Source organism: Chromobacterium sp. S0633 (genome assembly GCF_024158805.1).
In the GTDB taxonomy this organism is placed as follows: domain Bacteria; phylum Pseudomonadota; class Gammaproteobacteria; order Burkholderiales; family Chromobacteriaceae; genus Chromobacterium.
In genome coordinates, this window is the sequence record NZ_JAMZGH010000017.1 from 23,202 (window position 1) to 36,984 (window position 13,783).

General features: G+C 63.6%; 10 protein-coding genes. 4 read left to right on the forward strand and 6 right to left on the reverse strand.

Features of this window, described 5'->3' with window-relative positions:
• Positions 1–27: 27 nt before the first annotated feature.
• A complete protein-coding gene (gene fnr, locus NK214_RS11420) occupies positions 28–774 on the reverse strand; it encodes a fumarate/nitrate reduction transcriptional regulator Fnr (protein WP_043590811.1) in 747 nt (248 codons plus the stop codon).
• Positions 775–883: 109 nt separating this feature from the next.
• On the opposite strand from fnr, the gene hemN reads away from it, so the two are divergent.
• Positions 884–2,290, forward strand: a complete 1,407-nt coding sequence (gene hemN / locus NK214_RS11425) for an oxygen-independent coproporphyrinogen III oxidase (protein ID WP_107800356.1) — start codon at positions 884–886, stop codon at positions 2,288–2,290.
• A gap of 67 nt (positions 2,291–2,357) precedes the next feature.
• Here hemN and NK214_RS11430 read toward each other — a convergent pair whose 3' ends face one another.
• Positions 2,358–3,773 (reverse strand): sodium:alanine symporter family protein, encoded by a 1,416-nt coding sequence (locus NK214_RS11430; RefSeq protein ID WP_107800357.1) that lies wholly within the window; start codon positions 3,771–3,773, stop codon positions 2,358–2,360.
• 563 nt (positions 3,774–4,336) lie between these two features.
• Between NK214_RS11430 and NK214_RS11435 the strand changes: the two genes are divergently transcribed.
• Both NK214_RS11435 and NK214_RS11440 read left to right on the forward strand, forming a co-directional pair.
• Entirely contained in the window at positions 4,337–6,349 is a 2,013-nt protein-coding gene (locus NK214_RS11435) for a methyl-accepting chemotaxis protein (RefSeq protein ID WP_253314526.1), read from the forward strand.
• 6 nt (positions 6,350–6,355) lie between these two features.
• Positions 6,356–7,060: an ABC transporter substrate-binding protein gene (locus NK214_RS11440; protein ID WP_253314527.1), complete on the forward strand. Its 705-nt coding sequence runs from the start codon at positions 6,356–6,358 to the stop codon at positions 7,058–7,060.
• On the opposite strand, the gene ugpQ is transcribed toward NK214_RS11440, so the two are convergent.
• The 4 genes from ugpQ to NK214_RS11460 all read right to left on the reverse strand — a co-directional run bounded on the left by ugpQ (position 7,047) and on the right by NK214_RS11460 (position 10,862).
• On the reverse strand, positions 7,047–7,805 hold the full coding sequence (gene ugpQ / locus NK214_RS11445; RefSeq protein ID WP_253314528.1) for a glycerophosphodiester phosphodiesterase: 759 nt from the start codon (positions 7,803–7,805) through the stop codon (positions 7,047–7,049). The two genes, NK214_RS11440 and ugpQ, sit on opposite strands and share 14 nt — an antisense overlap.
• 137 nt (positions 7,806–7,942) lie before the next feature.
• Entirely contained in the window at positions 7,943–8,956 is a 1,014-nt protein-coding gene (locus tag NK214_RS11450) for a cytochrome d ubiquinol oxidase subunit II (RefSeq protein ID WP_019100876.1), read from the reverse strand.
• Positions 8,953–10,293, reverse strand: a complete 1,341-nt coding sequence (locus NK214_RS11455; RefSeq protein WP_227104710.1) for a cytochrome ubiquinol oxidase subunit I — start codon at positions 10,291–10,293, stop codon at positions 8,953–8,955. The genes NK214_RS11450 and NK214_RS11455 overlap by 4 nt, the downstream gene beginning before the upstream one ends.
• 2 nt (positions 10,294–10,295) lie before the next feature.
• Positions 10,296–10,862, reverse strand: a complete 567-nt coding sequence (locus tag NK214_RS11460; protein ID WP_107800362.1) for a GbsR/MarR family transcriptional regulator — start codon at positions 10,860–10,862, stop codon at positions 10,296–10,298.
• Positions 10,863–11,178: 316 nt separating this feature from the next.
• Between NK214_RS11460 and mutS the strand changes: the two genes are divergently transcribed.
• Entirely contained in the window at positions 11,179–13,725 is a 2,547-nt protein-coding gene (mutS, locus tag NK214_RS11465; RefSeq protein ID WP_253314529.1) for a DNA mismatch repair protein MutS, read from the forward strand.
• The last annotated feature ends 58 nt before the right edge of the window (positions 13,726–13,783 follow it).

Below are 13,783 nucleotides of genomic sequence, written 5' to 3' on the forward strand. Positions count from 1 at the left end.
TTCCATCTGTCCGCCCGCGCGGCGGAATCAATGTCCGTTGGCGTGAGCGCAGCCGGAAATCAGCGCCTTCAATTCGTCCACCATCACCAGCTGGATGTGCTTGTGATCGACGGTGATCCAGCCTTGCTGCTGGAACTTGGACAGCGTGCGGCTGACGGTTTCCAGCTTCAGGCCGAGGAAGCTGCCGATTTCCTCACGGCTCATGCGCAGGATGAAGTCGTTGGCGGCGAAGCCGCGGGTGGACAGACGCTGCGACAGATTGAGCAGGAAGGCGGCCAGGCGCTCTTCCGCCTTCATGTTGCCCAATAACAACATTACATTCTGATCGCGAACGATCTCGCGGCTCATCAGACGGTAGAAATGGTGCTGCAGGGTGGGAATTTCGCGGCCCAGGCTCTCCATGCGGCTGAACGGCAGCTCGCACACCTCGCTGTCCTCCAGCGCGATGGCGTCGCAGCCGTGCACATTGGCGGAAATGCCGTCTAGGCCCATCAGTTCGCCGGACATATGGAAGCCGGTGACCTGCTCGCGGCCGTCCTGGCTGGCGACGCTGGTCTTGAAGAAGCCGGTGCGCACCGCGAACAGCGAACGGAAGCCTTCGCCGCTGCGGAACAAGTACTCGCCGCGCTTCAAACGGCGGCTTTGGCGGATCACCGCGTCGAGCTGGGTCAGCTCCTCGCGGTTAAGCCCCACAGGTAGACAAAGTTCCTTCAGGCTGCAGTTGGAGCAGGAGACCTTCAGGTTATGCAAAGAGATATGGTTCTGATCGGACATGGCATGTTTAGTACAAGCTTGCGATGAAGCTTGACCCTTATCAAAGCGAAATTCGCAGGATTTCCGCAAATTTACCAGTCCACCAGAGGTTTTGCCATCCAAATACGACATGAAGACCACCCACCCATTTTCTCCTGCCCATTTTGAATTCGACCGCGCGCTGATTGAGCGCCTCGACGGGACAGGTCCTAGATATACGTCATACCCGACAGCGGATCGCTTTACGCCGGGTTTTGCCGAAAGAGACTACATCCACTGGCTACGGCAGCGCAGCATCGGCGCCAACCGGAAACCTTTATCATTGTACGCTCATATACCTTTTTGCAACACTATCTGCTACTACTGCGGTTGCAACAAGATCATCACCAAGGACAGCGGCAAAGCGGACTTGTACCTGGACTACCTGGAGAAGGAGGTCCGCATGATCGCCTCCTGTCTGGGCCGCCGCGAGCAAGTGATACAGCTGCATTTCGGCGGCGGCACCCCCACTTTCTTGTCCGACGCGCAACTGGAACGATTGATGACCTTGCTCAAGACTCATTTCGAGTTCTTGAAGGAGGGGGAGTATTCCATAGAAATAGACCCGCGCAAAGTCAGCGCGGCGACAATCTTCAAACTGGCCGAACTCGGCTTCAACCGCATCAGCGTCGGGATTCAGGACTTTGAACCGGCGGTGCAGCAGGCGGTGAACCGGGTGCAGTCCGAAGAGGAAACACTGGAGGTGATCCAGGCCGCGCGCGACGCCGGTTTCAAGTCCGTCAGCGTCGATCTGATCTACGGCCTGCCGCTGCAGACCCGGGAATCGGTGCGCCGCACGCTGGACAAGGTGATCGCCATCGGGCCGGACCGGCTGGCGCTGTACAACTACGCCCACCTGCCCACCGTGTTCATGCCGCAGCGGCGCATCAACGAGGCCGACCTGCCCTCGCCGGAAACCAAGCTGGACATCCTGCAGGACTCGGTGCAGCGCCTGGCCGACGCCGGCTATGTCTTCATCGGCATGGATCACTTCGCCAAGCCGGACGACGAACTGGCCTCCGCCCTGCGCCAGGGCCGGCTGCAACGCAATTTCCAGGGCTACTCCACCCATGCGGACTGCGACATGATCGGTCTTGGCGTGTCCTCCATCGGCAAGGTCGGCCCCTGTTACAGCCAGAGCGCCAAGGACTTGGACAGTTATTACGCGGCGCTGGACAGCGGCCATCTGCCGGTGTTGCGCGGGCTGACGCTGGACAATGACGACATCCTGCGCCGCAGCATCATCCAGGGCCTGATGTGTCGCTTCTCGCTGTCGGTGGAAGCGCTGGAAGAGATCCACGGCATCAACTTCGCCGAGTACTTCGCCGAAGAACTGCCGCAGATCCGCGAATACCAGCAACTGGGCCTGCTGTCCTTCGACGGCGACTTCATCATGGTGGAGCCCAAGGGCCGCTTCCTGATCCGCAATATCGCGATGATCTTCGACCGGCATCTGCGGGAGCGCCGCACCCAGGCGCGCTACTCCAAGACCATTTGAACGAGGCTAGCAACAAAACAGCCCGCGTCTGGACGCGGGCTGTTTATCGTTGGAGCCGGACGCAGGCTTACCAGATGTCTTTTTCCACCTTGGCGGCCAGTTCCGGGTAATCCGCCACCTTGAACACCGGGGTGGACTCGCCCCGCTTCAGCTGACGCTCGTAATCCTTCAGCACGATGAAGAAATAACGCGACAGCAGCACGATGGCCACCAGATTGATCAGCGCCATCAGGCCCATGGCGAAGTCGGCCATATCCCACACCAGCGGCAGGCTGGCCACCGCGCCGAACATCACCATCGCCAGCACGATCAGACGGAAGGCCAGCAAGATCCCCTTATTGCTGCGGATGAATTCGACATTGCCCTCGGCGTAAGCGTAATTGCCGATGATGGTGGAAAAGGCGAACAGGAACATCGCCACCGCCAGGAAGGATGCGCCTATCGGGCCGAACTGCGATTCGATCGCCTTCTGCGTCAGCGCCACGCCGCTCAAACCCTGGTCATACACGCCGGACAGCAGAATGATGGCGGCGGTGGCGGTACAGATCACCATGGTGTCGATGAAGACGCCGAACATCTGGATCGCGCCCTGACTCGCCGGGTGACGCGAAGTCGCCGTCGCCGCCGCGTTGGGGGCGGAGCCCATGCCCGCCTCATTGGAGAACAGGCCGCGCTTGATGCCCAGCATCATCGCCTGGCTCACCGCATAGCCGGCGAAGCCGCCCGCCGCCTGCTCCAGACCGAAGGCGCTCTTGACGATCAGCACGATCAAACCCGGCAGCTCGGCCGCGTGCGCCGCCAAGACATAGAAGGTCATCAGCAGATAAATGGCCGCCATCACCGGCACCAGCCACTCGGCCACCCGCGCCACCGAGCGCACGCCGCCAAAAATGATGGGGGCGGTCATCACCACCAGGGCGATGCCCACCATATAGCGGTTCCAGCCCCAGGCGCCCTCGGTGGCCGCCACGATGGAGTTGGCCTGCACCGCGTTGAACACCAGGCCGAAGGCCAGGATCAGACACAGGGCGAAGATCACGCCCAGCCAGCGTTGCCCCAGGCCTTTCTGGATGTAGTAGGCCGGGCCGCCGCGGAAGGTGTCGTCATGGTGATTGGTCTTGAACAGCTGCGCCAAAGTCGATTCGGCGAAAGCGCTGGCCATGCCCAGCATGGCGGTCAGCCACATCCAGAACACCGCGCCGGGGCCGCCGGCGGCAATGGCGATGGCCACGCCGGCGATATTGCCGGTGCCCACCCGGCTGGCGAGGCCGGTGGCGAAAGCCTGGAACGGCGAAATATCGTCCTTGCTGCGATGGCCGCCGCGTCCGCCCATCATTTCGCGCCAGCCGCGCGCGAACAGCCTCAGCTGCAACAGGCCGGAACGCAACGAGAAATACAAGCCGACGGCCAGCAACAGGCCGATCAGCATCTTGCCCCAAATCACATCATTGGCGGCATTGATAAACGAATGAAGCAAGTCCATGGATCCTCTTAAAGCTCTGAGCGTGGCAATCTGGAAATGGGCGACGCGCGCCGGAAGGATTTCAGACTGGAAGATTGACCCCGTCCCGATCTTGGCGCCGGGCTCGAGGGTTGCGGTCTTGACGAGACAGCTCCCCGCGGCCGTCAGGCCGCCAGCTTCGGGACACCGCTTCGTCAGACTGTTTTGATGCGAAACCCGGCGAATTTAGCAAAATAGAGTGATTGCTGGCAATGCCGGACGCCATCGGCCAAAGCCGCGCCAGCCAGTTTTCCGTCGCGCCCGGACACGCCTTTGTCATTGATCCCGTCCAGAGAGCGGCCTATTCATCCAAGCACAAAACAATCAAAAGTCATTTTTGATGACTTAAGCATTATGGCCGGTTGCCTTCATACGCCAGACAAGGCAAAGCTCATGCTCCCGCCCTCAATGAACTGATACGCGGCGCTTCAGCCCAGCCATCGCATTTCATGCGGCAATCGCAGTCCGTGAAAATTGCCTATTCTGGAACTGGCGCGGTAGACGTTCACATTGCGGGCGTCGCCGCCACAGTCAGGAGCGAAATCATGACAACGCCCGTGGTAAGGCTGATGCAGCGCTTGAGCTACCCCAGCCGCTTTGCGCTGATCGGCGCGGTCTTTGCCGTCGCCTTACTCTATATGGTGTACGGTCTGTATCGAACCAATCAGGACAATATCGACTTTTCGCAAAAAGAAAGAGTCGGCGTGTCCTACATCCAGCCGCTGCATCACCTGCTGGGCGCGCTGGAACAAGCCCAGGATCTGGCCGTGCGAGCGGCGCAGGGCGAGGCCACCGCCAAGGCGGCGCTGCCGGCGGCTCAGGCGCAGTTGGAGCAAGGCTGGAACCGGCTGCAAAGCGCCCATGAACAATACGGCGCCATCCTGCAAACCGACGAGGCCTGGAAAACCGCCAGCGCCGCGCGAGGCACGCTGTCGCGGATAGGCGCGGCGGCGGCGCCGCAAGTGATCGCCAGCTTCGACAGCACAGCGGACAAACTCAACGCCCTGCTCGGCGCCGCCAGCGACAATTCCAATCTGACGCTGGACCCGGACATCGACAGCTATTACCTGATGGACGCCGCCACCGCCAAGCTGCCCTCGCTGAGCAACTACATCGGCGAAGCGCTGGCCTGGGCCGCCAAACCGGAAGCCGGCCAGGCGCTGACGCCGGCGGAACGCGACCGCCTGGTGGAACTGCGCCCGCTGATCAACGGCGCGCTGGACGGCTTGAATGGCGATCTGGCCAAGGCGCTGGCCTACAATCCGGCGCTGAAGACCGCGCTGAACGCCGAATCCCAGGCCTTGGCCGCGTTTCATCAAGGCCAGGGCGCGGCCATAGACAAGGCCATCGCCGGCCAAACCGGCGCGGCCTTGGCGGTGAGCGGCATGGCGGCGAAAAACGCCGAGATCGGCACCCGCTTCGGCGACGTGACGCTGAACAATCTGGACACGCTGCTGCAAGCCCGCATCGAACGGATGCAGGCCCAGCGCAATTTCTACATCGGCATCGGCCTGGCCGCCATGCTGCTGGCCAGCTTCCTGTTCCACCAGCTCTATCTGTCCATCACCCTGCAACTGGGCGGCGAGCCTTTCTACGTTCAAAGCGTGGTCGAGCAATTGGCCGCCGGCCAGCTGGGCACCCGCATCCAGTTGCGCGAACAGGACCGTAGCAGCTTGCTCGCCTCCATCGGCCAGATGCGCGACCAATTGCGCGACACCGTGACCCAGTTGCTGGACACCTCGCGCGAAGTCAATTTGGCCGCCGACCAGATGGCGCAAAGCGCCCAGAACGTGTCCCACAGCAGCACCAAGCAAACTCAGGCGGCGGCCAGCATGGCGGCGGCGATCGAACAGTTGAGCACCAGCCTGATGGTCAGCGCCGAGCAATCGGAACAAGCCAATCAACTCTCGCGCGCCGCGGTCAGCCAATCCAGCGAGGGCAACGCCATCATCCACGACGCCAGCGCCAGCATGGACAGCATCGTGCGCGACGTGTCCTCGGCCTCGGAAACCATAGGCGCGCTGGGCCAGCAATCGGAGTCCATCGCCAGCATCGTCGATGTGATCCGCGATGTCGCCGACCAAACCAATCTGCTGGCGCTGAACGCCGCCATTGAAGCCGCCCGCGCCGGCGAACAAGGCCGCGGCTTCGCCGTGGTGGCCGACGAGGTGCGCAAGCTGGCGGAACGCACCGCGCAATCCACCACCGAGATCAGCACCATCGTCTCCGACATCCAGCGCACCTCGCAGCAGGCCATCGCCAATATGCAAACCGGCATGAGCGCCATCATGCAAGGCCAGGAAAACACCCGCAACGCCGGCGCCAGCATCGCCTCCATCCGCCAATGCGTGGACCAGGTGCTGGACAGCATCCATCAAATCACTCAGGGGCTGAAGGAACAGAGCAGCGCCAGCCAGTCCCTGGCGCAAAACGTGGAGAGCGTGGCGCGGATGTCGGAAACCAACGCCAGCGCCGTCGAAGCCAGCGCGCAGACCGCCGGCGAACTGCAGTCGGTGTCGCAGCGGCTGGGGCAGCTCGCCGGCCGCTTCAGCGTCTAGGCCGCGATGCGCCGCCTGCTGTGGCTGGGGATCGCGGCGCTGCCCCCGGCGCCGGCCGCGGCGGCCGGGCTGACCATACTGGTCAGCCCTCAGCCTCCCATCATCGAAGTGTCAGCCGATCAGCAACGCGTCTCCGGCGCCGCCATCGACCTGATGCGCGCGCTGTCGCAACGCGCCGGCCTGCCGTTCAAGTTCGCGTCCTACCCCACCGCCCGCGCGGTGCTGCTGGTCCGGCACACCCCGGACACCTGCCTGACCGCCGCCCGCTTTCCCGAACGCGAGGCGCTGTTCCGCTGGAGCGAGCCCATCATCCGCCTGCGGCTGGTGCTGCTGGCGCGTCAAGACGAGACCCGCCGCTTCGGCAAGGCGGAGCAGGCCCGGCAATTCCACATCGGCGCCGTGCGCGGCACCGCCGTGGCCAGCCGGCTAAGACAACAGGGCTGGGCGCTGGACGAAAGCGCGGACTTGGAAACCAGCCTGCACAAACTGCAGTTGGGGCGCATCGACTTGCTGGCCACGCTGGATGTGGGCATACAGGGCATGGCCGACAAAATGAAAATGGCGACGCCGCGCGTCGCCCTGGTGGTGAATGAGACGGACATCTATTTCGCCTGCCATCCTCAGTTGAGCGACGACGCCATGCAACGGCTGAACCACGCCATCCTGACGATGAAGGCGGACGGGAGCTTCAAGGCTTTCAATCTGAAATAGGCCGCAGCAAATCCAAGCGATCCGTGCAGACGCTGTCCACGCCCCAGGCCAGCAAGCGCTCGGCGTCGGCCGGCCGGTTCACCGTGTAGCACAGCAATTGAAAGCCGGCTCGCTTGATCTCGGCGCTCAGCTCAGCGCTCAAGCTCTGGTGATCACAGTGCAGCGCAATACAAGCCAGCTCGCGCAAACGCGCCTCCCAGTCCGCCGGCGCCTGCTCCACCAGCCAGGCGCGCGGCAGACGCGGCGCGGCGTCGCGCGCGGCGCGCAGCGCCTCGTCGGAAAAAGACGACAGCAAGGGCGGCTGCGCGGCACCGGCCCACAGCCGCGCGGCTTCCGCCGCCACCGCCGCGCCGGTGTCCGCCTCCCGTCCCGGGCAGGGTTTGATCTCGATGTTCAAGGCGATGCCGTGCGCAAGGCAATAAGCGGCGACATTGTCCAGCGTCGGCATCGGCTCGCCGGCAAAAGCCGCGCCCTTCCAGCCGCCGGCGTCCAGCCGCGCCAATTGCGCCATGCACATCGCCGCCGCCGCGCCGCGGCCGTTGCTGGTGCGCTCCACCGTGTCGTCGTGCAGCAGAAAGCAGACATTGTCCGCGGACAGCTTCACATCGCATTCCGCGCCGCGGTAGCCGTAGCGCAAGCCTTCGCGAAATCCCGCCAGGGTGTTCTCCGGCGCCAGGACGCCGCCACCGCGATGGGCGATGAAGCGGGGATAAGGCCATTGCCGGCCGGACGTGGACTGGGACATGGGCGCTTCCTTGCGGACCTCGGACAAAAGGCGTCATTGTCACCGACGCGGATTGCAGGCGGATGACGCGCTTCCAGTATGGCAAAAGCCGCCTCTGCTCGGCAAAGGCGGCTTCGTCAAGGACGGAAATCGCAAGCTTATTGGTAAGTCAGCGCATTGGCCTTGCCGTGGAACACCCGATAGACGAAGGCCGTGTACAGCAGAATCACCGGCAGCACCACCGCCGCGCCCCAGAAGATCACCCACAGCGCCGCGGTGTCGCTGGCCGCCTGCCAGATGTTCAACCGGCCGATCACCACCTCCGGGAACACGCTATAGGTCAGGCCCCAGAACGACAGCAGCACGATGCCGACGGTGCAGGCGAACGGCGCCCAGCACCAATTGTCGTTGCCTGCCGCCTGGCGCACCGCCAGCCGCGGCAGGATCACCCACAAGGTGGCGAACAACACGATGCAACCCAAGGGCAGCGGCAGCAACAGCAGGAACTCCGGCAAGGCGAACCACTTGGCGGCGATATGGCTGCTGGCCAGCGGCGTGGCCGCCGACACCAGCAGCACCGACAGGCCGGCGCCGGCCAGGCTGCGCCGCGCCCAGGCCACCGCCTTGGCCTGCAAGGCGCCGCTGGTTTTCATGATCAGCCAGCCGGCGCCCAGCAAGGTGTAGGCCGCGGCCAGGCCGATGCCGGCCAGCAAGGCGAAACCCCAGGCCAGCCAGCCTTCGGCGAAGCCAGTCAGATAACGGCCCAGCATCACGCCCTGGGTCAACGCCGCCAACAGGGAACCGCAGGCGAAGGCGACGTTCCACCACGGCTTGTGCGGTTCGCGCGCCTTGACGCGGAAATCGAAAGCCACGCCGCGCACGATCAAGCCGGCCAGCATCAGCGCCACCGGCAGATAGAGTTCGCCCAGGATGATGCCGTGCGCCAGCGGGAAGCCCACCAGCAACAAGCCCACGCCCAGTACCAGCCAGGTTTCGTTGGCGTCCCAGAACGGGCCGATAGACGCGATCATCATGTCCTTCTCGTCGTCCTCGGCGAAGGGCAGCAGCAGGCCCACGCCCAGATCGTAACCGTCCAGCACCACGTAAATCAGCATGGCCAGGGCCATCAGGCCGGCGAACACCACCGGCAACCAATACACAGCGCCACTCATGCCAGTTTCTCCTCGAGATGCGCGGCTTCGCCGCCGGACTGCCCGGCAGCCTTGCCGGCCATATAGAACAAGACCGACACATAGGCGGTCAGCAACACCAGGTATAGACCCAGATACATCGCCAGGGTGGACGCCACCATGCCTCCGGTCGCCGGGCCCGCCGCCTGCGCGGTGGTCAGCACCCCTTCCACCAGCCACGGCTGACGGCCGATCTCGGTCACGTACCAGCCGGCCAGGGTCGCCACCCAACCGGCGAAGGTCATGCCCACCAGCGCCCGCAGCATCAGCGGCGCCAGCTGGCCGCGACGGCGCAGTTGCCAACAGGCCAGCCAGGACACCAGCAGCATCAGCGCGCCGACGCCCGCCATCACCCGGAAGCTCCAGAACACCTTGCCCACCGGCGGATGCTGGGCGAACTCGTTGAGGCCGCGGATCTCGCCGTTGGGATCGTGGGTGATGATCAGGCTGGCCAGTTTGGGAATGCCCACCGCCATATCGTTCTGCCGCGTTTCCGCATTGGGCAGCGCGAACAGCAACAGCGGCGCGCCCTTCTCGGTATGCCAGACGCCTTCAATCGCCGCCAGCTTGGCCGGCTGATGCTTGAAGGTGTTCAGACCGTGCATGTCGCCCACGAAGATCTGCAGCGGAATCAGCAAGGCCGCGGTGATCACGCCGGTTTTCAAGGCCATCTTGGCGCCGTCGCTGCGGTCGCCCTTCAGCCGGCGATAAGCGGACAGGCCGGCCACCAGGAAGGCCGTGGTCAGGCCGGAAGCGATCAGCATATGGGTCAGCCGGTAAGGCAGCGAAGGATTGAAGATCACCTCTAGCCAGCTGGTCACCACCGCCTTGCCGTCCACCATCTTGAAGCCGGCCGGGGTCTGCATCCAGGAATTCAAGGCCAGGATCCAGAACGCCGACACCGTGTTGCCGAAGGCGACCAGGAAGGTGGCCCAGGTATGCACCCGCTCCGACACCCTGGAACGGCCGAACAGCATCACGCCGAGGAAGGTGGCCTCCAGGAAGAAGGCGGTCAGGATTTCGTAGGCCAGCAAGGGACCGGCGATATTGCCCACCGTCTGCATATAGCCCGGCCAGTTGGTGCCGAACTGGAAGCTCATGGTCACGCCGCTGACCACGCCCAGCGCGAAGGACAGCGCGAAAATCTTCACCCAGAAGCCGTAGGCGTCCATCCAGCCCTGCTGGCCGGTCTTGAGATAGCGCAGTTTGAAGAACAGCAGCACCCAGCCCATCGCGATATTGATGGTGGGAAACAAGATGTGGAAGGAAATATTGGCGCCGAACTGAATGCGCGCCAATACCAGCGGGTCAAAGTCCATAGCTACTCCCTGTCGCCGTCGCGACTGGTCAGTTTCGAAAGCGAGTGGGTGAACTGCAGGATCTTCTGCACCTGCGAGCCCAGTTTCATCAAGCGTTGCAAGGTCTCCACGTCCATGTGCTGGATGTCGGAAAACCAGGTGGTCACCAGTTCGATCAACTGGTGCATCTCCTTCATCCGCTGCTGCGCGTGGCGTTCCGCGTCGCTGGCCGGCTTCTCCATGATGGCGCCGCGCAACATGGTCAGCGTGGGCTCCACCTCGCGCTTTTTGCGCTCCTCGGCCAGGGTCTTGAAGATGGCCCACACATCGTCGGGCGTGGAGAAATATTCGCGGCGGTCGCCGGGAAAGTGCTGCAGCCGGACCAGGCGCCAGGACTCCAGCTCCTTGAGTCCCATGCTGACGTTGGAGCGCGAGAAGCTCAGGCTTTCGGCGATTTCATCCGCGTTCAGCGGCTTCTCAGATACATATAGCAGCGCGTAGATCTGCCCGACGGTGCGATTGATGCCCCAGCGGCTGCCCATTTCACCGAAATGCAGCACGAAAGACTGGACGAGTGGCGATAGATTCATGACGTTCTCAATTTTCAGGAATTTCTGAAACTTTGATATAAATCATAAATTCGCAATGAAACCAAGTCAATCACAACCATCGTTGAGCGGCTCGCTTGACAAGACGCCGTCTCATGCAAACCGCATTGCGACGCCCATGCCCGGCGCGGCTGACGCCGCTGTCGGGCTGCGCTAAAATAGCGCCGACTCTCCAAAGCCCCGCCCCGCGCGGGGCTGAAATCTTTAATCAGGGATGCCCTGCGCCCGCGCGGCCTTGATCCGCGGGCCGCGGCCGCGGCATCCTGTTGTCCATTGAAAACATAAGAGCCCATAGCCGATGAGCACGCCCCAACACACCCCGATGATGCAGCAATACCTGGCCATCAAACGCGAACACGCCGACAAGCTGGTGTTCTATCGCATGGGGGACTTCTACGAACTGTTCTATGAGGACGCGGAGAAGGCGGCGCGCTTGCTCGACATCACCCTGACCACACGCGGCGCCAGCGGCGGCAATCCGATCAAGATGGCCGGCGTGCCCTATCACGCCGCGGAAGGGTATCTGGCGCGCCTGGTCAAGATGGGCGAATCCGTCGCCATCGCCGAACAGATCGGCGATCCGGCCCTGTCCAAGGGTCCGGTGGAACGCAAGGTGGTGCGCATCGTCACCCCCGGCACGCTGACCGACGCCGCGCTGCTGGACGACAAGCGCGACAACCTGGTGCTGGCGGTGAACATGGTCAAGGGCGTGCTGGGCCTGGCCTGGCTATCCCTCGCCAGCGGCGAATTCAAAGTGCTGCAAACCCGGGTGGACGATCTGCACAGCGAGCTGGAACGCTTGAAACCGGCCGAGCTGGTGATCCCGGACGACACCGGCCTCAATGTGTTCGAAACCGTGGCCGCGCCCAAGAAAAAACTGCCGCCGTGGCAGTTCGACATCGAATCGGCGCAGATGACGCTGACCCGGCACTTCGGCACCCGCGACCTGGCCGGCTTCGGCGCCGACACCCTGCCGGTGGCGGTGGGCGCCGCCGGCGCGCTGCTGGAATACGTCAAGACCACCCAGAGCGTGAACCCGGCCCACATCGCCAATCTGGCGGTGGAAGACGCCGGCGAACTGATCCGCATGGACGGCGCCACCCGCCGCAACCTGGAACTGACCGAAACCATACGCGGCGAACCGTCGCCGACCCTGGCCTCCTTGCTGGACGGCTGCGCCACCAGCATGGGCAGCCGTCTGCTGCGCCATTGGCTGCATCACCCCATCCGTAGCCACGGCAAGCTGGCGCGCCGGCTGGAAGCGGTGCGCGCCCTGCTGCCGGCCTACGACGACGCCCACGCCCAGCTGCGCGAAGTGGCGGACATCGAACGCATCACCGCCCGCATCGCGCTGCGCAGCGCCCGCCCGCGCGATCTGGCCGCGCTGCGCGATTCGCTGAAGGCGCTGACCGGCGTCAAGCGGCTGGCCGCCGGCCTGGACGCCGAGCTGCTGGGCGAGCTGGCGCGTCTGCTGCCGGACGACTCCCCGGTGGAAACCATGCTCAGCCAGGCCATCCTGCCCGAGCCCTCCACCTTCCTGCGCGACGGCGGCGTGATCAACCACGGCCTCAACGCCACGCTGGACGAATTGCGCGCGATCCAGACCGACTGCGGCGCCTTCTTGCTGGCGCTGGAAGCGCGCGAGAAGGAACGCACCGGCATTCCCACGCTGAAAGTGGAATTCAACCGCGTGCACGGCTTCTACATCGAAGTCACCAAGGCCCAGGGCGACAAGGTGCCGGACGATTACCGCCGCCGCCAGACGCTGAAGAACGCCGAACGCTACATCACGCCGGAACTGAAGGAATTCGAAGACAAGGCGCTGTCGGCGCAGGACCGCGCGCTGGCGCTGGAAAAGCAGTTGTACGAAGACCTGCTGGACCAGCTGGCGCCGCACATCCCCGACCTGAAGCTGATCGCCCAGGCGGTGGCCGGGCTGGACGTGCTGTCCGCCTTCGCCGAGCGCGCCAGCGTCAACAACTACGTGGAGCCGGAATTCGTCGCCGAACCGCGGCTGGAAATCATAGAAGGCCGCCACCCGGTGGTGGAGGCGGAGGTGGAGCGCTTCATCGCCAACGACACCCGGCTGTCCGACACCCGCAAACTGCTGCTGATCACCGGCCCGAACATGGGCGGTAAATCCACCTATATGCGCCAGAACGCGCTGATCACCCTGATGGCTCACGTCGGCAGCTTCGTGCCGGCCCAACGCGCGGTGATCGGGCCGATAGACCGCATCTTCACCCGCATCGGCGCCTCGGACGACCTGGCCGGCGGCCGCTCCACCTTCATGGTGGAAATGACGGAAACCGCCAACATCCTCAACAACGCCACCGAACACTCGCTGGTGCTGATGGATGAAGTGGGCCGCGGCACCTCCACTTTCGACGGCCTGGCGCTGGCCTGGGCCATCGCCAAGGCGCTGATAGAGAAAAGCCGCGCCTATACCCTGTTCGCCACCCATTATTTCGAGCTGACCAGCCTGGAAAGCGAATATCCCAGCGTCGCCAACGTCCATCTGTCCGCGGTGGAGCACAAGGACCGCATCGTGTTCCTCCACCATGTGGAGGAAGGTCCGGCCAGCCAGAGCTACGGCCTGGCGGTGGCCCAGTTGGCCGGCGTGCCCGGCAAAGTGATCCGGGAAGCGCGCCGCTATCTGACCGAACTGGAGAACCACTCCGCCAGCCGCGTGCAGCCAGACCTATTTATCAGTTTACCCACGACGGCAAACGTGGAACCGGAACCGAATCCCGCGGTCGAACGCCTTCTGGAGGTCGATCTAGACGATCTCTCGCCACGGGAAGCGCAAGCTCTGCTCTATGAATTAAAGAAACTGGCCAAATGACCAGGCCAGACCCGGGGACGTTTCCTATATTACTAGAAGGTAACATCCGAGACAGGAG